26 protein-coding genes and 1 pseudogene are annotated in these 26614 nt (G+C 76.0%); 12 read left to right on the top strand and 15 right to left on the bottom strand.

Annotated elements, in window-relative coordinates; genetic code table 11:
- Positions 1-16: 16 nt before the first annotated feature.
- Together ACI8AC_RS04340 and ACI8AC_RS04335 are read right to left on the bottom strand one after the other, a co-directional pair.
- A complete protein-coding gene (locus ACI8AC_RS04340) occupies positions 17-1003 on the bottom strand; it encodes an ABC transporter substrate-binding protein (protein WP_456895547.1) in 987 nt (328 codons plus the stop codon).
- Positions 1004-1060: 57 nt separating this feature from the next.
- On the bottom strand, positions 1061-1555 hold the full coding sequence (locus ACI8AC_RS04335; RefSeq protein ID WP_456895546.1) for a MarR family winged helix-turn-helix transcriptional regulator: 495 nt from the start codon (positions 1553-1555) through the stop codon (positions 1061-1063).
- A gap of 79 nt (positions 1556-1634) precedes the next feature.
- On the opposite strand from ACI8AC_RS04335, the gene ACI8AC_RS04330 reads away from it, so the two are divergent.
- On the top strand, positions 1635-2504 hold the full coding sequence (locus tag ACI8AC_RS04330; RefSeq protein WP_456895545.1) for an amidohydrolase family protein: 870 nt from the start codon (positions 1635-1637) through the stop codon (positions 2502-2504).
- Positions 2505-2507: 3 nt separating this feature from the next.
- Here the strand turns inward: ACI8AC_RS04330 and ACI8AC_RS04325 are convergent, their stop codons facing one another.
- Complete coding sequence (locus ACI8AC_RS04325; RefSeq protein WP_456895544.1) at positions 2508-4049, bottom strand: LCP family protein; 1542 nt, start codon at positions 4047-4049, stop codon at positions 2508-2510.
- A 240-nt stretch (positions 4050-4289) separates the two neighbouring features.
- Between ACI8AC_RS04325 and ACI8AC_RS04320 the strand changes: the two genes are divergently transcribed.
- The 6 genes from ACI8AC_RS04320 to ACI8AC_RS04295 all read left to right on the top strand — a co-directional run bounded on the left by ACI8AC_RS04320 (position 4290) and on the right by ACI8AC_RS04295 (position 9141).
- Positions 4290-4934: a hypothetical protein gene (locus ACI8AC_RS04320; protein ID WP_456895543.1), complete on the top strand. Its 645-nt coding sequence runs from the start codon at positions 4290-4292 to the stop codon at positions 4932-4934.
- Positions 4935-5025: 91 nt separating this feature from the next.
- Positions 5026-5775, top strand: a complete 750-nt coding sequence (locus ACI8AC_RS04315; protein WP_456895542.1) for a LamB/YcsF family protein — start codon at positions 5026-5028, stop codon at positions 5773-5775.
- Positions 5775-6398 carry a 5-oxoprolinase subunit PxpB gene (gene pxpB, locus ACI8AC_RS04310; protein ID WP_456895540.1) on the top strand — a complete coding sequence of 208 codons (624 nt, stop codon included), beginning with the start codon at positions 5775-5777 and terminating at the stop codon, positions 6396-6398. The genes ACI8AC_RS04315 and pxpB overlap by 1 nt, the downstream gene beginning before the upstream one ends.
- Positions 6383-7237 carry a 5-oxoprolinase subunit C family protein gene (locus ACI8AC_RS04305; protein ID WP_456895539.1) on the top strand — a complete coding sequence of 285 codons (855 nt, stop codon included), beginning with the start codon at positions 6383-6385 and terminating at the stop codon, positions 7235-7237. The genes pxpB and ACI8AC_RS04305 overlap by 16 nt, the downstream gene beginning before the upstream one ends.
- Positions 7238-7282: 45 nt before the next feature.
- A complete protein-coding gene (locus ACI8AC_RS04300; RefSeq protein WP_456895538.1) occupies positions 7283-8044 on the top strand; it encodes an IclR family transcriptional regulator in 762 nt (253 codons plus the stop codon).
- 113 nt (positions 8045-8157) lie between these two features.
- Positions 8158-9141, top strand: coding sequence for an ABC transporter substrate-binding protein (locus tag ACI8AC_RS04295; RefSeq protein WP_456895536.1), 984 nt, complete (start codon positions 8158-8160; stop codon positions 9139-9141).
- A 155-nt stretch (positions 9142-9296) separates the two neighbouring features.
- Here the strand turns inward: ACI8AC_RS04295 and ACI8AC_RS04290 are convergent, their stop codons facing one another.
- The 4 genes from ACI8AC_RS04290 to ACI8AC_RS04275 are packed head-to-tail and all read right to left on the bottom strand — an operon-like array spanning position 9297 to position 12796.
- Positions 9297-10118, bottom strand: a complete 822-nt coding sequence (locus tag ACI8AC_RS04290; RefSeq protein ID WP_456895535.1) for an ABC transporter ATP-binding protein — start codon at positions 10116-10118, stop codon at positions 9297-9299.
- A 49-nt stretch (positions 10119-10167) separates the two neighbouring features.
- Positions 10168-10944 (bottom strand): ABC transporter permease, encoded by a 777-nt coding sequence (locus tag ACI8AC_RS04285; RefSeq protein ID WP_456895534.1) that lies wholly within the window; start codon positions 10942-10944, stop codon positions 10168-10170.
- Positions 10941-11801 (bottom strand): ABC transporter permease, encoded by an 861-nt coding sequence (locus ACI8AC_RS04280; RefSeq protein WP_456895532.1) that lies wholly within the window; start codon positions 11799-11801, stop codon positions 10941-10943. Before ACI8AC_RS04280 ends, ACI8AC_RS04285 begins: the two co-directional genes overlap by 4 nt.
- The gene (locus ACI8AC_RS04275) at positions 11798-12796 is read right to left on the bottom strand and encodes an ABC transporter substrate-binding protein (protein WP_456895530.1); all 999 of its coding nucleotides are present in this window, start codon (positions 12794-12796) and stop codon (positions 11798-11800) included. Before ACI8AC_RS04275 ends, ACI8AC_RS04280 begins: the two co-directional genes overlap by 4 nt.
- Before the next feature lie 223 nt (positions 12797-13019).
- Between ACI8AC_RS04275 and ACI8AC_RS04270 the strand changes: the two genes are divergently transcribed.
- Together ACI8AC_RS04270 and ACI8AC_RS04265 are read left to right on the top strand one after the other, a co-directional pair.
- Positions 13020-13838, top strand: coding sequence for an IclR family transcriptional regulator domain-containing protein (locus ACI8AC_RS04270; RefSeq protein WP_456895528.1), 819 nt, complete (start codon positions 13020-13022; stop codon positions 13836-13838).
- Complete coding sequence (locus tag ACI8AC_RS04265) at positions 13835-15190, top strand: MFS transporter (protein ID WP_456895526.1); 1356 nt, start codon at positions 13835-13837, stop codon at positions 15188-15190. The genes ACI8AC_RS04270 and ACI8AC_RS04265 overlap by 4 nt, the downstream gene beginning before the upstream one ends.
- A 443-nt stretch (positions 15191-15633) precedes the next feature.
- On the opposite strand, the pseudogene ACI8AC_RS04260 reads toward ACI8AC_RS04265, so the two are convergent.
- The 7 genes and pseudogenes from ACI8AC_RS04260 to pcaH form a co-directional block, all read right to left on the bottom strand.
- Positions 15634-16659: pseudogene (locus ACI8AC_RS04260) on the bottom strand (FAD-dependent monooxygenase); the annotation flags it as partial.
- Positions 16656-17207 carry a hypothetical protein gene (locus ACI8AC_RS04255; RefSeq protein ID WP_456895524.1) on the bottom strand — a complete coding sequence of 184 codons (552 nt, stop codon included), beginning with the start codon at positions 17205-17207 and terminating at the stop codon, positions 16656-16658. The pseudogene ACI8AC_RS04260 and the gene ACI8AC_RS04255, both read right to left, overlap by 4 nt.
- A 144-nt stretch (positions 17208-17351) precedes the next feature.
- Positions 17352-17789 (bottom strand): 4-carboxymuconolactone decarboxylase, encoded by a 438-nt coding sequence (gene pcaC, locus ACI8AC_RS04250; RefSeq protein WP_456895522.1) that lies wholly within the window; start codon positions 17787-17789, stop codon positions 17352-17354.
- Complete coding sequence (gene pcaD / locus ACI8AC_RS04245; RefSeq protein ID WP_456895520.1) at positions 17786-18559, bottom strand: 3-oxoadipate enol-lactonase; 774 nt, start codon at positions 18557-18559, stop codon at positions 17786-17788. Before pcaD ends, pcaC begins: the two co-directional genes overlap by 4 nt.
- Positions 18556-19875: a 3-carboxy-cis,cis-muconate cycloisomerase gene (gene pcaB, locus ACI8AC_RS04240; RefSeq protein ID WP_456895518.1), complete on the bottom strand. Its 1320-nt coding sequence runs from the start codon at positions 19873-19875 to the stop codon at positions 18556-18558. Before pcaB ends, pcaD begins: the two co-directional genes overlap by 4 nt.
- 10 nt (positions 19876-19885) lie before the next feature.
- Positions 19886-20557, bottom strand: a complete 672-nt coding sequence (gene pcaG / locus ACI8AC_RS04235) for a protocatechuate 3,4-dioxygenase subunit alpha (protein ID WP_456895516.1) — start codon at positions 20555-20557, stop codon at positions 19886-19888.
- Positions 20558-20624: 67 nt separating this feature from the next.
- Entirely contained in the window at positions 20625-21371 is a 747-nt protein-coding gene (gene pcaH, locus ACI8AC_RS04230; RefSeq protein WP_456895514.1) for a protocatechuate 3,4-dioxygenase subunit beta, read from the bottom strand.
- A gap of 102 nt (positions 21372-21473) precedes the next feature.
- Here pcaH and ACI8AC_RS04225 point away from each other — a divergent pair, with 102 nt between their 5' ends.
- Entirely contained in the window at positions 21474-22217 is a 744-nt protein-coding gene (locus tag ACI8AC_RS04225) for an IclR family transcriptional regulator (RefSeq protein ID WP_456895512.1), read from the top strand.
- 50 nt (positions 22218-22267) lie between these two features.
- On the top strand, positions 22268-23437 hold the full coding sequence (locus ACI8AC_RS04220; RefSeq protein ID WP_456895510.1) for a 4-hydroxybenzoate 3-monooxygenase: 1170 nt from the start codon (positions 22268-22270) through the stop codon (positions 23435-23437).
- Between the two features lie 1002 nt (positions 23438-24439).
- Here ACI8AC_RS04220 and ACI8AC_RS04215 read toward each other — a convergent pair.
- Entirely contained in the window at positions 24440-25261 is an 822-nt protein-coding gene (locus ACI8AC_RS04215; RefSeq protein WP_456895508.1) for a hypothetical protein, read from the bottom strand.
- A gap of 175 nt (positions 25262-25436) precedes the next feature.
- Between ACI8AC_RS04215 and ACI8AC_RS04210 the strand changes: the two genes are divergently transcribed.
- Entirely contained in the window at positions 25437-26612 is a 1176-nt protein-coding gene (locus ACI8AC_RS04210; RefSeq protein WP_456895506.1) for an acyl-CoA dehydrogenase family protein, read from the top strand.
- The last annotated feature ends 2 nt before the right edge of the window (positions 26613-26614 follow it).

Here is a 26614-nt window from a genome sequence, read left to right as displayed (position 1 = left end):
GTCTACACGCCGGGAGCTACTCGGCGGGCAGGAGCCCCTCGACGTCGGCCTGCTCGTCGAGCAGCCCGGCCTCGACCATCAGCTCGCCCATCCGCTCGATCTGGTCGCGGCGCAGGTCGGTGCCGAACTCCTCGATGCGCACCTCCGCCAGGGCGCCGGCGGGCGTGCCGAGGAACTCCTCGGCCTGGGCCCGGACCTCGTCGGGGTTGGCGTCGGCGTACTCGAGCGTCTCCTCCAGGGCCGCGGTCATGTCCTCGACCAGCTCGGGGTCGGACTCGACCAGCTGACCCGAGGTGAAGAACAGCTGGGTCGGGTGGCCGGGCACCGACTCCTGGCTGGAGTAGCTGGCCACCACGTTGCCGCCGTCGAGCAGCTGGGTGAGGAACGGCTCGGGGACCCAGACCGCGTCGACGTTGCCGGCCTCGAGGGCGGCGGGCATGTCGGGGAACGGCAGCTCGACGTAGGTGATGCCGCTGGGGTCGCCGCCGTCCTGGCGCACCGCCTCGTCGATGGTCAGCTGGCCCATGCCGTTGAGGGTGTTGACCGCGACCCGCTTCCCGGCCAGGTCGGCCGCCGTCGTGATCCCGGAGTCCGGGCCGGCCACCACGGCGTTGACGTCCTCGCCCTCGGCGATCGTCGAGGTCCAGTGCGCGACCACCCGCAGGTCCAGCCCCTCCTCGCGCGCCTGCAGCAGCGAGACGGGGTTGCTGGTCGCGAACTGCATCTGCCCGGACATCACCGCCGGGATGAGCGCGGCGCCGCCCTGCCCGGTCTCCACGGTCAGCTCGATGCCGCGCTCCTCGAAGAAGCCCTGCTCGATGCCGGCGAACAGGGCGCCGGTGACCGCGACCGGGAGGAGCCCGACGGTCACCTCGCGGACCTCGTCCCCGCCGGTGCCGCCCGAGCCACCGCCGGACCCGCCCGTGGCGGCCTCCTCCCCACCACCGCAGGCGGAGAGCGCGACGGCCGTGGCGGCGAGCAGGGGGACCCAGGTGCGGCGCATGTGCCTACTCCCAAGAACGATGAGGATCTCAACGGTTGACAACCGGCATGGTGCACGTCACATCCGCCGCAGGCAAGCCCCCTCGCCGGGGTCGGCCGCGGGCGGTTCCGCCCGCACCGCCGGGAGGGCGCCGTCGACCACCCGGCCGAGCAGCCCGCGCAGCAGGTCGCGCTCCTCGGCGCTGAGCGCGGCGAGCCGGCCGTCGTGGGCCTCGGCCACGGCCCGCGCGGCCCGGCGGCGGGCCGCCACCCCCCCGGGGGTCGGGACGACGAGCTTGGTGCGCCGGTCGGCCTCCGACGGCCGCCGCTCGACCAGGCCGGCGTCGGTGAGCTCGTCGACCAGGAGCACCACCTGGCTGGGGTCCAGCCCGAGGGTCTCGGCGAGGTCGCGCTGGGAGATGCCGTCCCCGGCCTCGCAGGCCAGGGTGAGGGCGGAGTAGGACCGCACCCGCAGGCCGAACGCGGCCAGCGCGGCGTTGGTCGCCCGCACGAGGGCCCCGCTGGCCCGGGTGAGCAGGTAGCCGACGTCGGCCGAGAGCGCGGTGCCGTCCATGAGGACCTCCATCGTTGACGGAGTCCACGATAGAGACCTAGCGTTCGACGTCAGCCCCCAGCGCTCCCGGAGGATCGGCGTGGACCTCGCCAACCTGGTCGCCGTCGACGTGCACGTGCACGTCGAGCAGGACCTGCACGGACACCTGTCGATGGACGACGAGCTGCTGGAGGCGGCCGCGAAGTACTTCAAGGGCGAGCCGCACCACCCCACCGTGCCCGAGCTCGCCGAGCACTACCGGGCGCAGCGCATGGCCGCCGTCGTGTTCACCGTCGACAGCGAGCTGGCCACCGGCCACCCGACGCTGTCCAACGAGGAGATCGCCGCGGCCGCCGCCGAGCACCCCGACGTGCTCATCCCCTTCGGCTCCATCGACCCGGCCCGGGGCCGGGCCGGGGTGCGCGCCGCCCGCCGGCTCGTGGAGGAGCACGGGGTCCGCGGCTTCAAGTTCCACCCCTCGATCCAGGCCTTCGAGCCCGACGACCGGCGGCACTACCCGCTCTACGAGGAGTTGGAGGCCCTGGGGGTCCCGGCGCTGTTCCACACCGGTCAGACCGGCATCGGCTCGGGCCTCCCGGGCGGGCGCGGGATCAAGCTGCGCTACTCCGACCCGATGCTGCTCGACGACGTCGCCGCCGACTTCCCCGGCCTGACGATCATCATGGCCCACCCCTCGGTGCCCTGGCAGGACGCGGCGATCGCGGTCGCCCAGCACAAGGCCAACGTCTACATCGACCTCTCCGGCTGGTCGCCCAAGTACTTCCCGCCGCAGCTGGTCCGCGCGACCAACACCCTGCTCAAGCGCAAGGTGCTCTTCGGCTCGGACTACCCGCTGCTGTCCCCCGAGCGCTGGATCCGCGACTTCGAGGCCCTCGACATCCGCGAGGAGGTCCGGCCGCTGGTCATGAAGGAGAACGCCATCCGCGCCCTCGGGCTCGACCGCGGGTAGGGCTCAGCTCGACCCGCGGGTGGGCGGCTCCCCGGCGGCCAGCGCCTCCTCGGCCCGCTCGGGGTCGTAGGCGCAGGCGTCGGCCACGTCGCCGGCCGGGCCGGTGTCCCGGTCCGCCGGAGGGGCCGGCTCCCCGCCGGCCTGCCCCGGGTGCGGCGCCGCCGGGGGCGGGGGCGCCAGCGCCTCGTCGACCATCGCCCGGATCCGGTCGTAGTCCGGGTAGGCGGGGTCGATGAGGTCGGGGGCGAACACGACGCTGTCGAGGTCGACCTCCTGGACCAGCAGGGCGAGCTCGACGAAGTCGTCGAGCACCGACCGCGGGATGTCGGTGCGGACGACGTCGCCGGCGGTCGCGGCCAGCTCCTGCCACTCCACCAGCAGGGTGACCGGGTCGGCGGCGTCCACCATCGCCTCGATGGCGCAGCGCTGGCGGGCCATGCGGTCGTAGTCGCTCATCCCGTACCGGCCGCGGGCGAAGTGCAGCGCGGTCCAGCCGTCCAGGTGCTGGTCGGGGCCGGGCTCGATGTAGTCGTCGGGGAGCTCCTCGCCGACGATGCCGTTGATCGGGACGTAGTAGTTCACGTTCACCGTGATGCCGCCGAGGGCGTCCACGAGCCGGACGAAGCCCTCGAGGTTGACCAGCACGTAGTAGTCGATGTGCAGGCCGAGCGCCTCGCCGACACCGATCTTGAGGATGTCGGCGCCGGGGTCGTCGGTGGGGCCGAGCACCTCCCCGGCGATCCGCGGCCCGTTGCGGTAGACGGCGTTGAGCAGGCTCTCGCTCTCGCTGCCGACGTCGAACCCGTCGGGCCAGACGTCGGCGAGCGGGCTGCCGGCCGGGAAGGGCAGGTCCTGCAGGTTGCGGGGCAGGCTGAACAGCGTCGTCTCCCCGGTCTCCGTGGCGATGCTGGCGACGATCACCGTGTCGGTGCGCACGCCGACCCGACCCTCCCCGCCGTCCCCGCCGAGCAGCAGCACGTTGACCCGCTCGTCGTCCCCGAACGGGTCGACCGGGTCGGCGGGCTCGACGACCGTGGCCGACTCGCGGTCGTCGCTGAAGACGGTGCCGATGAGCTCGCGCTGGGCGCTCACCGAGCGCAGCACCAGGGCGGCCGGGACGGCGGCGCCCGCGCACAGCAGGACGACGAGCCCCGCACCGACGGCCCGCTGCCGGCCCGGCAGCCCCTCGGGGCGGAGCGCCCGCCACCCGGTGGCCACCACGACGGCCCAGGCGAGCAGGAGCACCACGACGCCGGCGACCACCCGACCCAGGGCCGCGGGGTCGACGGCCAGGCGCAGGGCGTCGGCGGTGTCCCGGCCGGCGAGCAGCACGCCGCCCACCCCGAGCAGGAGCAGGGTCGCGGCGAGCACCGCGAGGCCGGGGCGCCGCCGGCCGGCGGCCAGGAAGGCGGTGCCGGGCACCAGGGCGCCCAGCGCGGTGAACAGCAGCGCGCGGCCCAGCCCCGTCCTGCCGGGCGGCGCGGGTGCGGGCCGTCCGCCGTCCTGCGGTCCGTGGCCGTGGTGCTGGTCGCGGCCCGTGCGCACGGGCATCCTCCTCGGGTCGCGGTCAGGGGCGGCCGGTCGCCCTGGGCGCGGCCCGGGGCGGGGTACCCGGGACGACGCGCCGGTCACGCGCGGTGCCGCGCCGTCACGGGTTCGCAACATCCCCGTCGCGCCGGTGGAGACTTCGTGACGAAGCCGTTCGCGAGGTGAGCGGGGCCGCCGTGGCGAGCACCCCCTGGACGTGCAGGCCCACCGGGGGCCCGCCCGCCCGGAGGAGGACCCGTGACCGGTTCGGCCCCCCCGCCGGCCCGCCGCAGCGGGCGGGGAACCGCCCTCTGGCTGGCCCGCCGGTCGGCGTTGCTGTGCGCCGTCGCCCTCGCCTGCGCGGGGGCCCTGGTCAACCCCCTGCCCTCCCTGCTGTGGGGGGTCGTGTGTGCGGTGCCGGTCGGCCTCGCCGTGGCCGGGCTGCGCTCCCGCGGCACCACCGACCTCCCCCCGCTGCCCTCACCGGCGGCCGTCGCGCTGGGAGCGGGCTGCCTGCCCGCGGCGGCCGCGGGCGCGGCGACCCTGGGGGCGGTCGGCGGGCTGGCCGTGGCCGCCCTGCTGGTCCTCGCCGCGGTGCTGGCCGGGTCCTGGCTGGCCTCGGACCTCCCGCCGGAGGGCGGGACGCTGCAGCCCGGCGACGAGGCGGCGCTGCGCCGCGCGCTGCACGGGATGACCACCGAGCAGCTGACCACCGAGTGGCGGGAGAGCGGCACCCCGTCGACCGCCGGGCCGGCCGCCGAGCTGCGCCGGGTGCGGCTGCGCGACCTCCTGCTCGACGAGTTCACCGCCCGCGACCCCGAGGGCACGGCGCGCTGGCTGGCGGAGGGCCCGCTCGCGGCGCCCGAGCAGTACATCCGCAGGGACGCCGGCCTGGGCAGCTGAGGCGGGACAGCCGGGGCGGGGCAGCCGAGGCGGGGCAGCTGGGGCGGTGCCCGCCCCTCCCCCCGCCCGCGTCGGCGGCGAGGATGGGCGGGTGGACCTGAACTCCGACCTCGGCGAGGGCTTCGGCCGGTGGCGGCTCACCGACGACGAGGCGCTGCTGGACCTGGTCACCAGCGCCAACGTGGCCTGCGGCTTCCACGCCGGCGACCCGACGACGATGCGCCGGGTCTGCGCGCGGGCCGCGGCCGCCGGCGTGGCGGTCGGCGCCCAGGTCTCCTACCGGGACCTCGCCGGGTTCGGCCGGCGCTTCCTCGACGTGGAGCCCGACGAGCTCACCGACGACGTGCTGGCCCAGCTGGGCACGCTCGAGGCCTTCGCCCGGGTGGCCGGCACGCGGGTCCGCTACGTCAAGCCGCACGGCGCGCTCTACTCCGCGGTCGTCACCCACGAGGAGCAGGCGGCCGCCGTCGTGCGGGCCGTCGCCGAGTACGACCCGGCGCTGCCGGTGCTCGGCCTGCCCGGGTCGGCGCTCCTCCGGCTCGCCGGGGAGGCCGGGCTGCCCGTCGTCCGCGAGGCCTTCGCCGACCGCGCTTACACCGCCGAGGGCACGCTGGTCCCCAGGCGCCGGCCCGGCGCGGTCCTGCACGACGCCGAGGAGATCACCGCCCGCTGCCTGGCCATGGCGCGCGGGGAACCGGTGCGCGACGTCGACGGCGGGAGGCTGCGGCTGTCCCCCGACTCGATCTGCGTGCACGGCGACACCCCGGGCGCCGTGGCGATCGCCCGCCGGGTGCGCGCCGCGCTCACCGGGGCCGGCGTCGAGCTCCGCCCGTTCGCGTGATGCGGGTCCTGCCCAGCGGGTCGACCGCGCTCCTGGTGGAGGTGGCCGGCCTCGACGAGGTGCTCGGGCTCTACGCCGCGCTCACCGAGGACCCGCTCCCCGGCGTGGTCGACGTCGTCCCCGCGGCCCGCACCCTGCTCGTGGTCACCGACCCGGCCGCCACCGACCTGCCCGCGGTGGCGGCGGCGCTGCGCCGGGTCCGGCCGCGCCGCGACGCCCGCCCCGCCGGCGAGGAGGTCGAGATCCCGGTCGTCTACGAGGGCCCGGACCTCGGCGACGTCGCCGCCCACCTGGGGGTTCGGCCGGCCGAGGTGGTCCGCCGGCACACCGGCACGGCCTGGACCGTCGCCTTCTGCGGCTTCGCCCCCGGCTTCGGGTACTGCACGGCCGACGGCGGCGGCTGGGACGTGCCGCGCCGCAGCACCCCCCGCACGCGGGTCCCGGCCGGCGCGGTCGGGCTGGCCGGGCCCTTCACCGGCGTCTACCCGCGCGCGTCGCCGGGCGGCTGGCAGCTGCTCGGCCGCACCGACGTCGCCGTCTTCGACCTGACCCGCGACCCCGCGGCGCTGCTGCGCCCCGGCGTGCGGGTGCGCTTCGCGGAGGCCGCGTGGGCGGCCGGCTGACCGTCCTCGCCCCCGGGCCGCTGACCACGGTGCAGGACACCGGCCGGCCGGGTCAGGGCGCCCTGGGCATCGGCCGCTCCGGCGCCTGCGACCGGGCGGCGGCCGCGCTGGCCAACCGGCTGGTCGGCAACCCGCCGGACGCCGCCGTCCTGGAGGTCACCCTGGGCGGGCTGGCGCTGCGGGCCGGCACCGGCCTGCTGCTGGTCACGACCGGGGCCCGCTGCCCCGGCTCCCCGGCGCACGGTGCGCCGGTGCACCTGCCCGCCGGCGCGGAGCTGCGGCTCGGCGCGCCGGCGACCGGGCTGCGGACCTACGTGGCGGTGCGCGGCGGCATCGACGTCCCGCCGGTGCTGGGCAGCCGGTCCACCGACCTGCTCAGCGGCCTCGGCCCGCCCGCCCTGGCCCCCGGCGACGAGCTGCCGGTCGGGCCCCCCGCCGCGCCGCCCCCGGGCGTCGACCTCGCGCCGGTGGCCGACCCGCCCGGGGGCGAGGTCACCGTGGCGCTGCTGCCCGGCCCGCGCGCCGACCGGCTCGCACCCGCCGCGCGCGAGGTGCTCACCGGCACGGCCTGGGAGGTGACCGGGGAGGGCAACCGGATCGGCCTGCGCCTGGCCGGGCCGGTCCTCGAGCGCGCCGGCACCGGGGAGCTGGCCAGCGAGGGCCTGGTGCGCGGCGCGGTGCAGGTTCCGCCGTCCGGGCAGCCGGTGCTCTTCCTCGCCGACGCGCCGGTCACCGGCGGTTACCCGGTGGTCGGCTACGTCGCCGACGCGGACGTCGACCGCTGCGGGCAGCTGCGGCCCGGCCAGACCCTGCGGCTGCGCGGGTCTCTCACCAGTTGAGAGCCGGCGCCGGTGGCGCCCGTGGCGGCTGCCACACTCGGCCGCGTGGGGCGGGTGCGCACGGGCGAGTCGGTGCTGTCCCGCGCCGTCCGAATCTTCGACGCCTTCACCCCCGACGAGCGCGAGCTGGCGGTCTCCGAGATCGCCCGCCGGTCGGGCCTGCACGTCGCCACCGCCTCCCGGCTGATCGCCGAGCTGGTGTCCCACGGGCTGCTCGAGCGCGGCCCCGACCGGCAGGTCCGCGTCGGCGTCCGCATGTGGGAGCTGGCTTCCCGCGCCTCCACCACGCGCTCGCTGCGCGACGCCGCCATGCCGTACCTGGAGGACCTGCACGCCGTCGTCGGCCACCACGTGCAGCTCGGCGTCCTCGACGGCGACGAGGTCATCTTCCTGGAGCGGCTGACCGCCCGGGACGCCGTCGTCAACTACTCGCGGATCGCCGGCCGGCTACCCCTGCACATCTCCTCCTCCGGCCTGGTGCTGCTCGCCCACGGCCCCGCGGAGCTGCGCGAGCGCGTCCTGGCCGGGTCGCTGGACCGCTACACCCGGCACACCCTCACCACCCCGGAGCGGCTGCGGGCCGCGCTGGCCGAGGTGCGCCGGCAGGGCTTCGCCCTCCTCCCCGGGCACGTGCACGAGGACGCCACCGGCATCGCGGTGCCGGTGCGCGACGGCCTGCAGCAGGTGGTGGCTGCCCTGTCGGTGATCGTGCCCAACGACGAGCGCGCGGCGACCCAGGTGCCGGCGCTGCTCGCCGCGGCCCGCGGGGTCAGCCGCTCGCTGTGCGCCGGGGCGCCCCGTCACTGAATCGTCGTCTCATCCAGCGAGAGGGCGGTGCGGCCCGGTGTGAGCCGCGTCGCAGCATCCCCTCACCACCGCGCGCGACGGCGCACGCGGATCCAGGAGGGAGACCCGGATCGATGACTGCCCCCGAGGGCCACCGCCACCGGCGTGCCGCGCTGGCACTGGGCTGCACGGCCGCGCTGGCACTGGCCGCCTGCGGTTCCGACGACACCGGAGGCGCCACCGCCGGCGGTGGCGGCGGGGAGGGCGGCACCACGGCCCTGACCGTCGGCTACTTCCCGCTCGTGCACACCGCCACCGCCGTCCAGGCGCAGGAGACCGGCCTGTTCGAGGAGGCGGGGCTCGACGTCACCCTGGAGCAGACGGCGGGTGGGGCGCAGGCCATCCCCTCGTTGATCGCCGGCGAGTACGACATCACCTACGGCAACTACACCTCCGCGCTGCTGGCCGCCCAGCAGGGCCTGCCCATCCGCATCCTCGCGGGCAACGACGTGGGCGCCGAGGACCACGCGATCATGGTGGCGTCCGACTCCCCCTACCAGTCGGCCGCCGACCTCGCCGGAGCCCGCATCGCGGTCAACAACCTCCAGAACATCGGCACCGTGGCGATCAACGCCGTCCTCGAGGACGCCGGCGTCGACATCTCCACGGTCGAGTACCTCGAGCTGCCCCTCCCGGACATGGCCGCCGCGCTCGACTCGGGCGACGTGGACGCGATCTGGCAGGTCGAGCCGTTCCAGGCCGCCTCGCTGGCCGCCGGGCACCGCGTGCTGTTCCCGCTCTTCAGCGGCCCGGTCGAGGACATGCCGGTGGCCGGCTGGCTGACCACCGAGCAGTACGCGCAGGAGAACCCGGAGGTGGTCGAGGCCTTCCGGGAGTCGATCGCCGAGGCCATGACCGAGCTCGAGGGCAACCGGGAGCGGCTGGTCGAGCTGGTGCCGACCTACTCGCAGGTGCCCGCCGAGGTGGTCGAGCAGGTGGCGCTGCCCGCGTGGGACGCCGATGCCGACGCCGAGCAGCTGCAGGAGATGAGCGACCTGATGCTGGAGTACGGGATCATCAGCGAGGAGTTCGACGTCGAGCAGATGCTGCTCGACTGAAAGGACCCCCGCTCCGGCGGGGCCGGCGTGGTCGCCGGCCCCGCCGTGCGGTCGCCGTCCTCACCTCCCGCGGTGCGGACGGCGGCCGCCAGGCGAGGGCCCGCCGGGCCGGTCAGCAGTTCGACGGGTGCGACCGGTCCGTGCCCGGCGGCGGGTCAGGCCTGCTTGGCCAGCGAGGTCGCGCCGGCATCCCGCGCCGGGGCCTCCACCGGCTCCTCGCGGGGGCGGTGGATCTGCGAGTAGACCCGCGCGCGCAGCTCGTTGAACCGCGCCGACCCGCGGGTGTTCAGCTGGTCCCGCTCGTCGGGCAGGTCGATGGCGAGGTCCTCGCGGACCACCGTCGGCGAGCTGGACAGGATGATCACCCGCTGGCCCAGGTACACCGACTCGTCGATGTCGTGCGTCACGAAGAGCACGGTCATCTTGTAGCGGTGCCACAGGTCCCGCACGAGGTCCTCGAGGTCGGCGCGGGTCTGCGCGTCGACCGCGGCGAACGGCTCGTCCATGAGCAGCACGTGCGGCTCGTAGGCGATGGCCCGGGCGATCGCCACGCGCTGCTGCATACCGCCGGAGAGCTGCCACGGGTAGGCCGAGTGCACGTCCGCGAGGCCGACCGCGCTCAGCGACTCGTCGACGAGCTCCTTGCGACGGGCCGCCGGCACCTTCTTCTGCTTGAGCGGCAGCTCGACGTTGTCCCGGATGGACATCCAGGGGAAGAGGCTGCGCCCGTACTCCTGGAAGACGATCGCCATGCCCTGCGGCGGGCCGTCGACCCGCTTGCCCTCCATGAGGACCTCGCCCTCGGTCGGGTCGAGCAGCCCGGACATGATCTTCAGCAGGGTCGTCTTCCCCGAACCCGACGGACCGACCAGGCAGGTGAACTCGCCCTGGCCGAGGGTGAACGTCAGGTTGCGGACGGCCTCGACGGTGCGGGACTTGCCCTCGTACACCTTCTTGACGCCGTTCACCTCGAGCATCGTGGTGCGCCTTCCGATCGGGGGGTCAGGGGCTGCGGGTGCATCGCCGTCATCCGGCCTTCTGGGCCTTGCGCAGGCCGTGGTACCAGGCCAGCCAGCGGCTCTCCACCAGGCGGAAGAGCAGGGACAGCAGGAACCCCAGGAGTCCGAGCATGATCATCCCCGCCCACATCTCCGGGATGGCGAAGCTGCGCTGGGCCTGCACGATGGCGAAGCCGAGGCCGTCGCTGGCGGCGAACAGCTCGCTGATCACCATCAGGATGATGGCGACCGACAGGCCCTGCCGGAGTCCGGCGGCGATCTGGGGGCTCGCCGAGGGCAGCACCAGGTACCGCAGCCGGGCGGACCCGGTGATCCGGTAGACCCGCGCCGTCTCGCTCTGGGTGCTGTCGACCGCCCGCACGCCCTCGGCGGTGTTGAGCAGGATCGGCCACATGCAGCCGAACGCGATCACCACGATCTTCATCGTGTTCTCGATGCCGAACACCAGCATGAGGATCGGCACCACCACCGGCGGCGGGATGGCGCGGAAGAACTCCAGCACCGGCTCCAGGAAGTCGCGCAGCCGCTTGTAGGTGCCGATCAGCACGCCGAGGGTGATGCCGACGACGGCGGCGACCAGGTACCCGGCCGCGAGCCGCAGCAGGCTGGGGACGACGTCGTCCATGAGCCGCGGGCCGAACCACTCGTCGACCAGGCTCTCCAGGATCCGCGACAGCGGCGGGAAGTAGAAGTCGGTGCTGCCGGCCGAGGTGGTCCACCAGAGGGCGAACAGCACCGCGGGCAGCCCCAGGAGGAAGCCGACCCGCTTGAGGACGCCGGTCACAGGGCCACCTCTCCCCGCTGGGACGGGTGCCACGACAGCGCCCGCCGCTCCACGAACCGGGCCGCGAGGTTGACCACCACGCCCAGCAGGCCCGCGACGACGACCAGCGCGTAGGAGGTGGCGATCGCCCCGCTGCTCTGCGCCACGGCCAGCCGGTTGCCGATGCCCGGGTTGCCGATGACCAGCTCGGCGGTGACCGCCAGGATCAGCGCGACCGCCGCGGACAGCCGCAGCCCGGTCATCACGTAGGGCAGCGCGGTCGGCCAGGTGACGTAGCGGACCCGGGCGAGGAAGCCGAACCGGTAGGCCCGCGCGGTGTCCTGCGCGACCGGGTCGACGTCCTGCACCCCGTAGAGCACCTGGATGAGCATCTGCCAGAACGCGGCGTACACCACCAGCAGGAGCTTGCTCTCGATCGAGGTGCCGAACAGCAGCACCGCGAGCGGGATCAGCGCCACCGAGGGGATCGGCCGCAGGAACTCGATGGTGGAGGCGGTCAGCTCGCGCAGCAGGTGGGAGCTGCCGATGACGATGCCGAGGACGACGCCGGCGACCGAGGCGATCAGCAGCCCCAGCGCCCAGCCCTGGACGGTGTCGAGCAGCGCGGCCCAGAAGTCCGGCTGCCCCAGCTGGTCGACCAGCGCCGCGCCGATCTCCGAGGACGTCGGGAAGAACCGGCGCGGCAGCACGCCGATCCGCGGCAGCACCTCGAACAGGGCGACCAGGGACACCAGCCCGAGCAGGCCGAGCAGGACTGGGGACGTGCCGCGCGGCCGGCGCGACCGCCCCGTCGAGGGTTGCGCCCCCGCGGCGACGGCGCCCGGCTCGGCGCTCGTGGTGGTGGTCGGGAGGCTCACGGCAGCAACTGCTCCAGATCGGGCTGTTCGTCGATGAGCCCGTCCTCGACGGCGAGATCGGCCAGCGTCTGCACCGAGTCCCGGTTCACCTCGGCCGGCCACTGCGGCAGGACCATGGCCTCGGCCACCTCCGGCGGGATCTGCGTGTAGGTGTCGAGGATCGCACGGACGGCGTCCGGGTTCTCCTGCGCGTACTGGAGCGCCTCCTCCATCGCCGAGCTGAAGCACTCGACCGCCTCGGGGTTCTCCTGCGCGTACTGGTCGCTGGTGAAGTAGGTGGCGACGGTGAGGTCGTCGGCGGTGTCGACGAAGTTGTAGGCGACCGGCACGTTGCCCGCCGCGGTCGCCGAGGCCAGGAAGGGCTCGACCACCCAGATCGCGTCGACGTTGCCCTGCTGCAGGGCGGCCCCCATGTCCGGGAAGGCCAGCTCCACGTACTCGATCGTCGACGGGTCACCGCCGGCCTGGCGCACCGACTCGTTGACCGTCGTCGTCCCGATGTTGTTGAGGGTGTTGACGGCCACCGTCCGGCCGGCGAGGTCGGCCGGCCCCTGGATCCCGCTGTCAGGTCGCGTCACGACCGCGCCGAAGTCGTTGCCCTGCTCGCCGGTCGAGGCCACCCCGTTGGCCACGACCTGCAGCGGGAGCCCCTGGTCGGCCGCGAGCAGGAGGGACGTGACGTTGCTGAACCCGAACTCGAACTCCCCGCTGACCACGCCGGGGACGATGGCCGCCCCGCCCTGGCCGCTCTCCAGGTTCACGGTGAGCCCGCACTCCTCGAAGAAGCCCTGGTCCACCCCCAGGTAGACCGGGGCGACGTCGACGATGGGGATCACGCCGACGGTCACCTCCTGGGTGCCGCCGGCCTCGGTGCCACCTCCCCCGCCGGCCTCGTCGTCCGAGCCGCCGCAGGCGGCGACCGCCAGGACCAGGGGGACCGCCGCGAGCGCGGCGGTGCGGCGGGGCAGCAGGTGGGTGGCTCCGGAACGGCGCACGGGGTCTCCCGGGAGTCGTGGACGGGCTGCGATGTCGAGCGTTCGCGAGGCGAACCGACGTTCTGCAGGAGAACGGAAACAGGTGACCCTGGCCACCGTCAAGCGCACGTCATCACGTCGTGACCTCAGGACCCCCTGCTTGCCGCACAGGCGTTCACTCTGCGCACAATGACGCACACCACACCGGCCTCGCTCGCACGGCCGGTCGCCGGGAGGAGCCCACGTGGAGATCGCCGACGTGTCGGAGGACCGTGCCGTCCTGCCGACCCGCGACGGCACGTTCGTGCAGTCCCTCGAGCGCGGGCTCGCGGTCATCCGCGCCTTCGACGCCGACCACCCCCGGCTGGGCCTGTCGGAGGTGGCCCGGGCGACCGGGATGACCCGCGCCGCGGCCCGCCGGTTCCTGCTCACGCTGGTCGAGCTGGGTTACGTGCGGGTCGACGGCAGGGAGTTCTCGCTGAGCCCCCGGGTGCTCGAGCTCGGCTACGCCTACCTGTCCTCGCAGACCCTGCCCGAGGTGGCCGGGCCGCACCTGGAGGCGTTCGTCGCCCGGGTCAACGAGTCCTCCTCGGTGTCCGTGCTCGACGGCGCGGACGTCGTCTACGTGGCCCGGGTCCCCACCAAGCGGATCATGACCGTGCTCATCGCCGTCGGCACCCGGCTGCCGGCCCACCCCACCTCCATGGGCCGGGTGCTGCTGGCCGGCCTGCCGCACGCCGACCTGGCCCGCTACCTGCAGTCCGCCGAGTTCCCGCGGCACACCGCCTCGACGATCACCGACCCGGTGGAGCTGCGCGCCGAGGTGGAGCGCGTGCGCCGGCAGGGCTACGCGCTCGTCGACCAGGAGCTCGAGGAGGGCCTGCGCTCGGCGGCCGCGCCGGTCCGCGACGGCGACGGGCGGGTCATCGCCGCGGTCAACGTCTCCGCGCACGCCAGCCGGACCTCGATGGCCCAGCTCGAGCACGACCTCGTCCCGGCGCTGCGCGAGACCGCCGCGGCGATCGAGGAGGACCTGCGGCGCACCCGGCGCCCCGGCTCGTGAGCGCCCCCGGCCCCGGGCGCGGCCGGGCGGCGGGGAGAGCCGCGGCCGCGGTCGCGCCCGCCGCCGCCCTCGTGCTGCTCGCCCTCTGCCTGCGCGGCCCCTTCTCCGCGGTCGGCCCGGTCCTGGGCGAGCTGCGCACCGAGCTGGCCGTGCCGGGGGCGGCGCTGGCGGTGCTCACCGCGCTCCCGCTGGTCTGCTTCGGCCTGGTGTCCCCCACCGCGCCGGCCCTCGCCGCCCGGCTGGGCGTGCACCGGGCGGTGCTCGCCGGGGCGCTCGCCCTCGTCGCCGGGCTGCTGCTGCGGCTGGCCGGCACCCCCGGCCTGTTCGCCGGGACCGTGGTGCTCACCTCGGGCATCGCGGTGGTCAACGTGCTCCTCCCGGCCGCCGTCCGCGCGGAGTACGGCGGCCGGGCCGCGCCGGTCCTGGGGGCCACGACCGCCTCGATGGCCGTGTCGGCCAGCCTCGGCGCCGGCCTGGCCCAGCCGCTGGTCGCCGCGGCCGGGGGGCCGCTGGCCGGGCTGGCGCTGTGGCTCGTCCCGGTGCTGCTGGCGACCGCCGGCGTGGGCGTGCTGGCCCTGCGGCGCCGCGGCGGTGCGGGTGCCGCGCCCCCCGGGGACCGGCTGCCCGTGCGCGCCGTCCTGCGCGACCGGGTCGCGCTGGCGGTCACCGCGTTCTTCGGCCTCCAGTCCCTCTCCTTCTACGCGATGCTCACCTGGCTGCCGGACGTGCTCACCGACGACGCGGGGGTCTCCGCGGTCGCCGCCGGCGGCCTGGTCGCGGTCGCCGCCGCCCTGGGGGCCCCGTGCGCGCTCGTGGTGCCGCCGCTGGCCGCCCGGCGCCCGGGCCAGGGCGCGTGGGTGGTGGGGTGCTGCACCCCGACGGTGGTCGCCGTCGCGGGCCTGCTGCTGGCGCCCGCCGCCGCACCCTGGGTGTGGGCGCTGCTCTACGGCCTGGGCACCGGCCTGGCCTTCCCGCTGGCGATGACGCTGGTGCTCGTGCGCACCCGGGACGTCGCCCAGACCGGGCGGCTGTCGGCCGCGGCGCAGAGCGCCGGCTACCTGCTGGCCGCCTCGGGCCCGCTGGCGGTCGGGCTGCTGCACGACGCCACCGGGGCCTGGCGTCCCGGGCTGGCCCTGCTGCTGGTCCTCGCGCTGCTGCAGGTGCTCGCCGGCCTGGCCGCGGCCCGGCCCCGGCTCGTCACCGAGGCGGGGGCGGCGGGCGACCGGGGTCAGGCGTCCGCCACCGCGGCCCCGGACGGCGACCGCGCCACCCCCACCCGCGGCGCCGGTCCGGCGCCGACCAGCGACAGCCAGTCCCCCAGCTCGTCGGCGTCGACCCGCGCGGAGCCGTAGCCGACGAGGCCGTCGGGGCGGACGGCGACCAGCCCGGCGCCCGGGCGGTCGTCCAGGCGGTGGAGCGTCACCCACGGGCCGCCGACCGCGCGGCCGGGCACCGGGGCGTCGCGGTCGAGCAGGACGTGCACCCCGGGGCCGGCCAGCAGCTCGTGCAGCCGCCGCTCCCGGCCGCCGCAGACCACCGGCGCGTCCGGGAGGCGGTCCCCGGCGCGGGGCCCCCGCGTCCGCCGCGCCGTGCCCTCGGCCGACAGCGGGCTCCCGCGGGACCCGGCGCGCAGCTGGGCCAGCACGCGGAACGCCTCGGCGACCAGCCGGCGGCGCCCGAGCAGCAGCGGCACCGCGGGGGCGGCCAGCGGGGCCAGGGTGCCGCGCAGCGCCGACGGGACGGGTCCGGTGCCCGACTCGGCCCAGAAGAGCAGGTGGGTCAGCGCGAGGACGCGGTGGGCCGCGGGTCGGCGTTCGGCGTCGTAGGAGCCCAGCAGCAGGTCGGGGTCGCGGCTGCGCGCCGCGAGGGCCAGCCGCCAGCCGAGGCCCGCGGCGTCGTGCAGGCCGGTGTTCATCCCCTGCCCGCCCGCGGGCGAGGAGGCGTGCGCGGCGTCCCCGGCCAGGAACAGCCGGCCGCGGCGGAAGGTCGTGGCCACCCGGTGCTGCAGCCGCACGGCGCTCGACCACGGCACGTCGGTGACCCGGAACGGCAGCCCGGCCTCGTCGACGAGGGCCTGCAGCACCTCGCGCGGCACCGGCGGCCCCGGGCGGCCGGGCGGCAGCGCCGGGGCGGTGACCGGGCGGGTCGCGAGCAGGCGCCAGGGGGCGCCCTCCCCGAGCGCGAACAGGAAGAGCAGCCCCCGCCGCCCGGCGACGACGTGCGCGACGCCGGGGGCGAGCTCCCCCGTGCCGTCCACGTCGGCGAGCACGACCTCGCGGTCGTAGGTACCCCCGCGCCAGCCGATCCGGGCCCGGGCGCGCACCGTGCTGTCCACGCCGTCGCAGCCGGCCACCGCCGGGCAGTCCACCTCCTCGGGGCCGGCCGGGGTCGACAGCCGCGCGCGGGCGACCGGGCCGAGGTCGGTGACGTCGACCAGCTCGGTGCCCCGCTCGACGGCGACGCCCCGCTCGGCCAGCGCGCCGGCCAGCACGGTCTCGACGTCCATCTGCCGGACGAGCGTCAGGTGCGGGAAGGCGGTGTCCGGCAGGTCGAGACCGGCCAGCCGGACCGGGACCACCCGGGACCCCAGGTGCAGCCGCGCCTCCGGCGCGGTGTCGGCGCGGGCGAGCAGCTCCCCGGTGACGCCCAGCGGGCGGAGCAGCTCGAGGGTCCGCACGTGCAGCATGAGGGCTCGGGAGGGGCGGAAGGGCTCGGTCCGCCGCTCCACCACGCGGACGCGGGCGCCGTGGTCGTGCGCCTCCAGGGCGAGCGCCAGGCCGGTCGGCCCGGCTCCCACCACGAGGACGTCCGGCGCGGTCATGCCGCGGCCACCGGGCGCCACCACTCCCGGCCCCCTCCCCGCCCGGGGCCGGCGAGCAGGTCCGCGCGGCGCAGGCCGGGCAGCACCCGGTAGCCGATCGACCCCGGGACGCTGACGAGGGCCAGGACCCGCCACAGCGCCCGCGCGTACCCCTCCGCCCGTTCCGCGCCGTCCCACTCGTACAGGCCGCGGTAGACACCGAGCTCGTCGGCGGCCAGCCACAGCTTGGACACGTAGCCGGGGAAGCCCACGAACAGCGGCGTGTTCAGCAGGCTCTCGGCCCGGAAGAGCCGGTGCGCCCGTGCGCCGCGGACCGCGCGCAGCCGGAACTCCACGACCAGGCCGCACGGGTCGGCCGGCGGCGGGCGGTCCAGCACGGTGTCCCGGTAGACCCAGGACGTCGTGCCGTCGGCGAACCGGATCCGCCGGCCCACCTCGCCCTCGGGCAGGTGCACCCGCCTGCGGGCCAGGAGGACGGCGGAGGCGAGCACGCACCGGGCGACGGCGGTCCACGCGGGGCGCATCGGCAGGGGCTGCTGCGGGTCCACGGGGTCCTCCGGTGCGACGGCGGCCTTCCGGAACCGAGACTCCCCCGTCGCGGCGCCCGCCCGGCAGGGGACGAGGACCCGGCCGGGCGGGCCCCTCGCCCCGCCGGGTGCGCCCCCCGCCGTCGTGTCCTGAGCCGTCGTGTCCTAAGCGGTCGTGCCCTCCGCCGTCGTGTCCTCCGCCGTCGCGTCCCGGGGCTCGGCCAGGATCGGGCCGGCGACCTTGAACGCGTGGTTGGCCGCCGGCACGCCCGCGTAGACGGCGGCGTGCTGGAGCACCTCGGCGATCTCCTCGTCGGTGAGGCCGTTGTTCCTCGCCGCCCGCACGTGCAGGGCGAACTCGTCCCAGTGCCGCAGCGCGACGGTGATCGACAGCGTCATGAGGCTGCGGTCGCGGCGGGAGAGCCCGGGGCGCTGCCAGAGGTCGCCCCACGCCACCCGGGTGATGAAGTCCTGGAAGTCCGCGGTGAACGGCGTGGTGCCGGCGACCGCGCGGTCCACCCAGGCGTCGCCGAGCACCTCCCGCCGGGTGCGCATGCCGGCCTCGCGTCGGGCGTCGTCGTCCGCGGCCGGCCGGTCGCTCACCGCCCGCCCCCCTCGAGGTGGGCGAGCAGCGCACCGGTGACCTGCAGCGGCTGCTCCAGGTTGGGCAGGTGCGCCCCCGGGCTGACGCGCAGCAGTTCGGCGCCGGCGATGCCCGCGGCGATGGCCTCCTGGTGCTCGGGCGGCAGGGCGGGGTCCTCGGTGCCGGAGACGACGAGCGTGGGGGCGGTGATCCGGGCGAGGTCCGCGCGCAGGTCGACGGCGGAGACGACCTCGGCGCAGGCGGCGTAGCCCTCGTCGTCGCAGCCGGCGATCATGGCCTCCAGCCGGGCGACGAGGTCCGGGTGCCCGGCCGCGTAGGGCGGGGTCAGCCAACGGCCCACCACGGTCGGCGCGAAGGAGGCGGTGCCCTCGGCGCGGGCCGCGGCGGCCCGGTCGAGGAAGCCCTGCGGCTCGGTCCTCGCCGAGGTCGCCAGCAGGACCAGCCGGTCGACCCGGCCGGGCTCGCGGGCGGCCATGCGCATCGCCGTCATCCCGCCCAGCGACAGCCCGGCCACGTGCGCGCGGGCCACGCCGAGGCGGTCGAGCAGCGCGACGACGTCGTCCACCAGGTCGTCGAGCGAGTAGGGCCCGGGCGGCGCCGGGGAGTCGCCGTGCCCGCGGGTGTCGTAGGTGACCACGCGGAAGCGCTCGGCCAGCGCGGGGACCTGGGGGTCCCACATGCCCCGCGTCGCCCCGAGGGAGTTGGAGAGGACGACGACCGGCGCGTCGGCCGGCCCCTCCTCGGTGTAGGAGACCTCGACGGCTGTCATGCCTTCCCTTCCGTGAGCTGCTCGTGCTGGGCCAGGGCGGCGTCCACCTGGGCGCCGGCCTCCCCCACGTCGTGCGCGGCGGCGGCCAGCACGGCGGCGGGGTCGACCTCGGTGCGGCCGGCGACGAGGTCGGCCAGCGGGCGGCCGGTCTCCCGGGCCTCCCGGACGGCCGCGGCCGCGGCGTCGTGGGCCGGGCCCCTCCCCAGGGCCGGGGCCAGCGCGTCGGCCAGGGCGGCGCTCAGCGGTCCCTCGGCGGCCGCGGCGGCGGTGGCGGCCATGCGCGCCGCGTCGGGGCGCAGCCCGCGCAGGCTCTCGGCCAGCCAGGAGGCCGCCGACCCGACCGTGGTGAGCAGCTCGGTCAACGCCGGCCACTCGCTGTGCCAGGCGCCGGCCGCCCGCTCGTGCTCCTGCTCCATCGCCGACAGGAGGGTGGCGACCAGGCCGGGGGCGCGGCGCGCGCACGCCCGGGCGGAGACCGCGGCGACGGGGTTGTTCTTGTGCGGCATCGCCGACGAGCCGCCCCGCCCCTCGGCCACCTCCGCGACCTCGCCGACCTCGGACTGGGCCATGAGCACGACGTCGACCGCCACCGTGGCGACGACGCCGGCGGCCGCGCCCAGCGCCCCGGCGAGGTCGGCGACCGGGAGCCGCACGGTGTGCCAGGGCAGCGCGGTGGTCTCCAGGCCGAGCTCGCCGGCGAGGGCGTCGCGGACGGCGGTCGACGCCCCGGCGAGGGTGCCCACCGCACCGCCGTACTGCACGGGCAGCGAGGCCACCGCCTCGGCCAGCCGCTCCCGGGCGCCGTCCAGCCCGGCCATCCAGCCGGCGGCCTTGAGCCCGAACGTCGTGGGCAGCCCCTGCTGCAGGAGCGTGCGGCCCATGAGCACGTCGTCCCGGTGGGTGCGCGCCAGGCCGGCGGCGAGACCGGCCGCGGCGGCCAGGTCGGCGTCGATCGCCCCGACCGCGTCGCGGGCGAGGAGCACCAGCGCGGTGTCCAGGACGTCCTGGCTGGTCGCGGCGACGTGCACGGCCCGAGCGTGCTGCCCGCCCACCGCGTCCTGCAGCGCGCGCACCAGCGGCGGCACCGGGTTGCCGGCGTCGGCCGCCCGCGCCACGACGGTGGCCAGGTCGAGCCGGGAGGGGTCCGCGCAGGCGGCGGTGACCGCGTCGGCGGCGGCCGCCGGCACCAGCCCGGTGCGGGCGGCGGCGCGGGCGAGCGCGGCCTCGACGGCGAGCAGCGCCCGGAACCAGGCGTCGTCGGAGACGGCGGCCGCCGCCCCGCCGCGGGCGAAGGTGCCGGCGAACAGACCTGTCACGGTCCTCTTCCTACAGGTCGAAGAAGACCGTCTCCTCCTCGCCCTGCAGGTGGATGTCCAGCCGGTACCCGTCGTCGGTGGGCACGGCGAGCAGCGTGCCGCGGCGGTCCTCCGGCACCACGGCCAGCACCGGGTCCCCGGCGTTGGCCTCGGCCTCGTCGGCGAAGTAGACGCGGGTGACGACGCGGTCGAGCAGCCCCCGGGCGAAGACGCTGACGTCGACGTGCGGCGCCTGCAGGCCGCCCTCGCCGTCGGGCACCCGGCCCGGCTTGAGGGTGAAGATCCCGTACTCACCGGTGGTCGTCTGGGACCGCGCGTAGCCGCGGAAGCCGGGGCGGTGCGCCGCGCCGCGGGGGTCCTCGGGCGAGGGGAAGCCGCCGTCCGGGTCGGCCTGCCAGGTCTCCACCATCGCGTCGGGCACGACGTCCCCGGCGCCGTCGAGCACCCGGCCGCGGATCCAGATGCCGCCCTCGGTGCCCTCGGCGGCGGCCCAGACGCCGTCGGGCCACGTCAGGCCGATGGCCAGGTACGGGCCCACGGTCGCGCTCGGCGTGGTGCCCAGCCGGAAGGGCTCGGTCAGGAATCCGGACCCGCGCTGCCCCGATCGGGGCTGGAACGGAGTGGGCGGGTCCGGGGGGACGTCCAGCGGGTCCGGGGGGACGTCCAGCGGGTCCACGGTCACGCCGCACCTCCAGCGTGGTCCCGCTCCTCGGTCGCCGGCGCTCCCTGCGATGCTCCCTCGGCTGTCATCACGCGACATCTCCGTCGTCGTCGGTCTCGAACGGGGTCTGCTCCCGGCCGCGCAGCACGATGTCCCACCGGAAGGCCAGCGCCCAGTTGTCCTGGGTCCGCTCGAGGGAGAACCGGCTGACCGCGCGGTGCCGCGCCGCCACCGGGATCGCGTTGTAGATCGGGTCCTGGCCGAACAGCGGGTCGTCCGGGAAGTACATCTGCGTGACCAGGCGCTGGGTGAACGCCCGGCCGAAGAGGCTGAAGTGGATGTGCGCCGGCCGCCACGCGTTGTGGTGGTTGCCCCACGGGTAGGCACCGGGCTTGATGGTCAGGAACTCGTAGCGGCCCAGGCTGTCGGTCACCACGCGCCCGAGCCCGTCGAAGTGCGGGTCGAGCGGCGCCGGCCAGTTGTCGACGACGTGCCGGTAGCGGCCGGCCGCGTTGGCCTGCCACACCTCGACCAGCGCGTCCGGCACCGGGCGGCCGTCGCTGTCGAGCACCCGGCCGTGGACCAGGATCCGCTGCCCCACCGCCTCGCCGCCGTTGCGCCAGGTCAGGTCGGCGTCGTGCGGCAGCACGCGGTCCTCGCCGAGCACCGGGCCGGTGACCTCGGTCAGCCGGTGCGGCAGGTCGACCGGCGCCCGCAGCGGGGCGCGCAGTGCGGTGCTGCGGTAGTCGGGGAACCCGACGGGGGTGCGCAGCGACGCGTCCTCGCGCAGGTACCGCGGGAGGACGATCCGGCTGCCGGCTGTGGTCCCGGTCATGCCGGGAAGGTACGACCGGCCGCTACGCTGCCCAAGCCGGGACTTCCGGCCAGTGGGAACGAGGACGTGGTGGCCGGGGGCGGTGCGGCGGCGGGGCGGTCGGTGACCTCCCGCGCGCTCGCCGTCCTCGACGCCTTCGACGCCGGGGCGCCCCGGCTGACCCTCTCCGAGGTCGCCGAGCGCTCGGGCACCCCCCTGTCGACGGCGCACCGGCTGCTCGGCGAGCTGACCGGGTGGGGGGCGCTGGTCCGCCGGGCGGACGGCCGCTACGAGATCGGCCGCAAGCTGTGGGACCTCGGCCTGCTGGCCCCCGTGCAGCTGGAGCTGCGGCAGGTGGCGGCCCCCTTCCTGCTCGACGTGCACACCGCCACCCGCGACACCGTGCACCTGGCGGTGCGCGACGGTCGCTGCGCCCTCTACGTCGAGCGCATCTCCGGCCGGGAGTCGGTGCCGGTGGTCAGCCAGGTGGGCAGCCGGCTGCCGCTGCACGCCACCGGGGTCGGCAAGGTGCTGCTCGCAGCCGCGCCGGACGACGTGGTGGAGGCGGTGCTGCGCCACCTCACCCGGGAGACGCCGCACACGATCGTCGACCCGGGGCGGCTGCGGCGGGAGATCGCCGACGTCCGCCGCAAGGGGTTCGCGCGGACGGCGGAGGAGATGTCGCTCGGGACGCTGTCGATCGCCGTCCCGGTGCGGGCCGAGCGCGGGGGCACGCCCGTGGTGGCGGCCGCCCTGGGCATCGTCGTCCCCAGCCACCGGCGCGACCTCGCGCGGCTGGCCCCGGTGCTCGAGGTGGCCGCCCGCGGCATCGGGCGGGAGCTGTCCCGGGGGCCGGACTTCCGCTGAGCGGGAGGACCCGGTGGCCGCGGCGTCGTATCGGCGGTCACACTCGAGCCGTGCGTACACAGGTGGGGATCATCGGGGCCGGCCCGGCCGGCCTGCTGCTGTCGCGGCTGCTGCACCTGCAGGGCATCGACTCGGTGGTGCTGGAGAACCGGTCGCGGGAGTACGTCGAGGCGCGCATCCGGGCGGGCATCCTCGAGCAGCACACCGTCGACACGCTGACCGACGCCGGGGTCGGCGACCGGCTGCACCGCGAGGGCCTGGAGCACCAGGGCATCTACCTGCAGTACCCGGGCAGGCGGCACAAGCTGGACTTCCCGGCGCTGTGCGACCGCACCGTCTGGGTCTACGGGCAGACCGAGGTCACCAAGGACCTCATCAAGGCGCAGCTGGACGGCGGCCCGCCCCTGCTGTTCGAGGTCTCCGACGTGCAGGTCGAGGACGTCGACACCGAGTCGCCGAGGATCCGGTTCACCGACGCCGACGGCACAGCGCGGACGCTCGAGTGCGACGTGGTGGCCGGCACCGACGGGTTCCACGGCGTGACCCGGCCGGTCGTCCAGCAGGCCGGGGGGCGGGTGTGGGAGCGCACCTACCCCTACGCGTGGCTGGGCATCCTGGCCGACGCCGCTCCCGCGACCGACGAGCTGATCTACGCCTGGCACCCCGAGGGGTTCGGGCTCTACTCCATGCGCTCGCCCAAGGTGTCGCGGCTCTACCTGCAGGTCGACCCGTCGGAGAAGATCGAGGACTGGTCCGACGACCGGATCTGGGACGCGCTGGACACCCGCTTCGCCCACGAGGGCTGGTCGGTCAACCGCGGCCCGGTCACCGAGAAGTCGATCCTGCCGATGCGCTCGTTCGTCAGCGCGCCGATGCGCCGCGGCCGGCTGTTCCTGGCCGGGGACGCCGCGCACATCGTGCCCCCCACCGGCGCGAAGGGCCTCAACCTGGCCGTCGCCGACGTCACGCTCCTGGCCACGGCGCTGGTGCGGCTGCTGCAGGAGAAGGAGACCGACCTGGTCGACTCCTACTCCGACCGCGCGCTGGCCCGCGTGTGGCGGTGCACCCACTTCTCCTGGTGGATGACCTCGATGCTGCACACCTCCGGGGACGACTTCGACGCCGAGCTGCAGCTCTCCCAGCTGCGGCGGGTGTGCTCGTCGGAGGCCGCGGCGCGGGAGCTCGCGGAGAACTACACCGGCCTGCCGATCGACGGCTGAGGTCCGGCCCTCGCCCGGCGCGGCGGGCCGCTGCGCCTGGCGGCCGGCCGTCCGCGGGGTGCGCCGTGCCGAGCACCCCCCGCACCACCCGGCCAGACCGAGCCCCCGCCCTCCACCGCCGAGCTCGCCCGCACCGGCACCCGCCTGCTCGCCACCTGCCCCGAACCCCCGCCCGAGGCCGACGCCCCGCCGACCCACCGCCCTCCTGACTCGGACGCCGGTGTCCCACAGCGGCCCGCTTCGTGCTGTCGTGCGAGCACGGGCTGCAGTTCGATGACCTGGCGGGCCGGGAGGAGGACGCCGAGCGCTACTGCACCCGGTTGCACATGGACACGCGGACGCGGGCCGACATGGCCGAGAACCCCGAGACCCGTGGCGACGGCCCGGACTTCTTCGACGGCTGCAGGGACGCACTGACGCCGTGGCTGCCCCGGTGCCCGACGTGCTGCGTCCGAGGCCGCCCTCCGTCCCGCAGCGGCCCGTGCAGGGACGGCCACCCTTCCACCGCCGACGAGTCGAGCAACCCCTGCGCGGTCCCTTGCCCGCACGGGCGCTGCTGCCGTTGAGTGTGAGACCTGAGCGCCGGCCGACGAGACGGCCGAGCACCTGCCGACCGACCCACGACTCCCCGCCACGGCGAGAGGTGACAGGCCATGACAGCAGCGGATGACGCCCGCGCACGCTGGCTCGACGGCGGAAGTCCCGGCTACCAGGTCCTGCCCGAGCCGACAGCGCTCGAAGAGACGATCGCCGTCCACCGAGCGGGGCCAGCAGAGCCTCCGGCCGACTCGCACATGGGACTCGATGCCCTGGGTGACGGTGGCGACGGGGGCGACTGACCGTCCCTGGAGCCGCCGTCGGGGCGGGCGTTGCCGGCTCGGTCACCGGCGACGGCTCACATGCCGGCCCCTGGGGCCGGAGACGCACCGGACGGCGGCAGGCGCGGGGGTCGAGCGGGCCGGGGACGGGACGCCCCGCACAGCCCCTCCGCGGCCGGCGGGGTCAGCGACCCGGGCCCGCCGCCAGCAGCCTGAGCAGGGCCTGCGCCGTCCCCTCGGCCAGGGGTAGCTCGGGCAGCACCGCCGGCACCTCCTCCGGCTCGAGGCCCTCGGCGAGCAGCGCGTCCAGCAGTCGCCGGGCGTCCCCCGGCTGCACCGGCTCGGGGAGCCTGCCGGCCGCGGCGCGGGCCAGGAACACCGACCCCGGGTCGGCACCCCCGGCCGCCGCCGGCGCGGGGGACGCCGCCGAGCGGGTCAGCGACTCGGCGGCCCGCACCAGCGAGAGCGGCAGGCCCTCGGCCTCCACCTCGAGCAGGGGCACGTCGGCGAGCGCGGCCAGCACGAGGTGCTCGGCCTCCGTCCGCAGCGGCGCCTCCCACTCGCCGGCCCTGACCACGCCCACCAGGTCGCCGCCGTCCTCCCCGAGGTCGTCGAGCAGCTCGGCCCACGGCCCGGGCCGGGTGTCGCGGGCGCGCTCGGCGGCCACCACGCAGGACGCCAGGACGAACGGCTCCAGCACCTCGCGGTCGTAGCGGTCGGCGTAGACGACCCCGTCGGCGTCCACGGCGTTGAGCGCGTCGCGGAACGACCCGGGGCGCGCGTCGCCGAGGTCGAGCCGGCCGTCCTCCTCGCCCGAGAGCGGCTGGCCGCGGCCCGCGCGGTCGCCGATCGTGCCGCCGGTGAGCACCAGCCGGCCCCGGCGCCGCTCCACGTGCGGGCGGTCGGACATCCCCACGCTCCACGCGCAGGTCTCGGCGATCAGCAGGGGCAGCCGCTCGCGCAGCACCGTCCGCGTCAGCAGGCCCATCCAGTCCACGTCGAACACGCCTCCCAGCCTCCCCCCGCAGGGCGCCCCGCACACCGGGCGGCCCGATCGACCGGGCGGCACGCTGCGCCGCGCCCACCGGAGCTACCCGCGGGTAGCACGTGTGGCATCGTCGGGGGCCCACGTGCGAGACGGCGGCCACACCAGGGCGGGCCGCCGACAGGAGAGAGGTCCCATGCGGTTGCAGCTGTCCCCGGAGATGGAGGCCTTCCGGGAGGAGATGCGCACCTTCTTCACCACCCAGGTGCCGCAGGAGATCCGCGACACCGTCGCGGCCCGCCGGCACGTGACCAAGGAGCAGTACGTCGAGACCCAGCGCGTGCTCAACGCCGCCGGGCTGGCCGTGCCGCACTGGCCGGTGGAGTGGGGCGGCAAGGACTGGGCGCCGCTGCAGCGGCACATCTGGCGCGAGGAGATGCAGCTGGCCTGCGTGCCCGAGCCGCTGGCCTTCAACGCCAGCATGATCGGCCCGGTCCTCGCGGCGTTCGGCACCCAGGCGCAGAAGGAGCGGTTCCTCCCCGCCACCGCCAACCTCGACATCTGGTGGTGCCAGGGCTTCTCCGAGCCCGACGCCGGGTCCGACCTGGCCAGCCTGCGAACCACCGCGGTGCGCGACGGCGACGACTGGGTGGTCAACGGCCAGAAGACCTGGACGACGCTCGGCCAGCACGCCGACTGGATCTTCTGCCTGGTCCGCACCGACCCGACCGCCGAGAAGAAGCAGCGCGGCATCTCGATGCTGGTCTTCCCGATGGACACCCCGGGGGTCACCCTGCGGCCCATCGAGCTCATCGACGGCAGCCACGAGGTCAACGAGGTCTTCTTCGAGGACGTCCGCGTCCCCGCCGAGAACCTGGTCGGCGAGGAGAACCAGGGCTGGACGATCGCCAAGTTCCTGCTCGGCAACGAGCGGGTCGGCATCGCCCGCGTCGGCGCCACCAAGCGGCTGCTGGCCCAGGCCAAGGAGTTCGCGCGGGAGATCACCGTCGACGGCCGGCCGCTGGCCGACGACCCGCGCACGGCCGCCCGCATCGCCGAGGTCGAGAACGAGCTGCTGGCCCTGGAGCTGACCGCGCTGCGCGTGGTCGCCACCTCCGCCGACGGCAAGCCGCACCCGGCGTCCTCGGTTCTCAAGCTGCGCGGCTCGGAGCTGCAGCAGGCCGCCACCGAGCTCATCGTGGACATCGCCGGCCCGTTGTCGCTGGCCTCCTTCGCCGACGGCGGCTCGGAGGTCCCCGACTGGGCGCGGGTGGCCACGCCCGAGTACCTGAACTACCGGAAGGTCTCCATCTACGGGGGCTCCAACGAGGTGCAGCGCACCATCATCGCCGGCACGATCCTGGGGCTGTGAGG

The organism is Geodermatophilus sp. SYSU D00758 (genome assembly GCF_054049955.1).
This window is presented reverse-complemented; position numbering and strand designations above follow the sequence as displayed.

Coding starts and splice junctions, on each gene's coding strand:
- ACI8AC_RS04335 (WP_456895546.1), bottom strand. CDS start 1,555: ATGGACGGCACCGCGCTCTCGGCCGACGTCGGCTACCTGCTCACCCGG.
- ACI8AC_RS04290 (WP_456895535.1), bottom strand. CDS start 10,118: ATGCTCGAGGTGAACGGCGTCAAGAAGGTGTACGAGGGCAAGTCCCGC.
- ACI8AC_RS04340 (WP_456895547.1), bottom strand. CDS start 1,003: ATGCGCCGCACCTGGGTCCCCCTGCTCGCCGCCACGGCCGTCGCGCTC.
- pxpB (WP_456895540.1), top strand. CDS start 5,775: ATGCGGGTCCTGCCCAGCGGGTCGACCGCGCTCCTGGTGGAGGTGGCC.
- pcaH (WP_456895514.1), bottom strand. CDS start 21,371: ATGACCGGGACCACAGCCGGCAGCCGGATCGTCCTCCCGCGGTACCTG.
- ACI8AC_RS04210 (WP_456895506.1), top strand. CDS start 25,437: ATGCGGTTGCAGCTGTCCCCGGAGATGGAGGCCTTCCGGGAGGAGATG.
- ACI8AC_RS04295 (WP_456895536.1), top strand. CDS start 8,158: ATGACTGCCCCCGAGGGCCACCGCCACCGGCGTGCCGCGCTGGCACTG.
- pcaD (WP_456895520.1), bottom strand. CDS start 18,559: ATGACAGCCGTCGAGGTCTCCTACACCGAGGAGGGGCCGGCCGACGCG.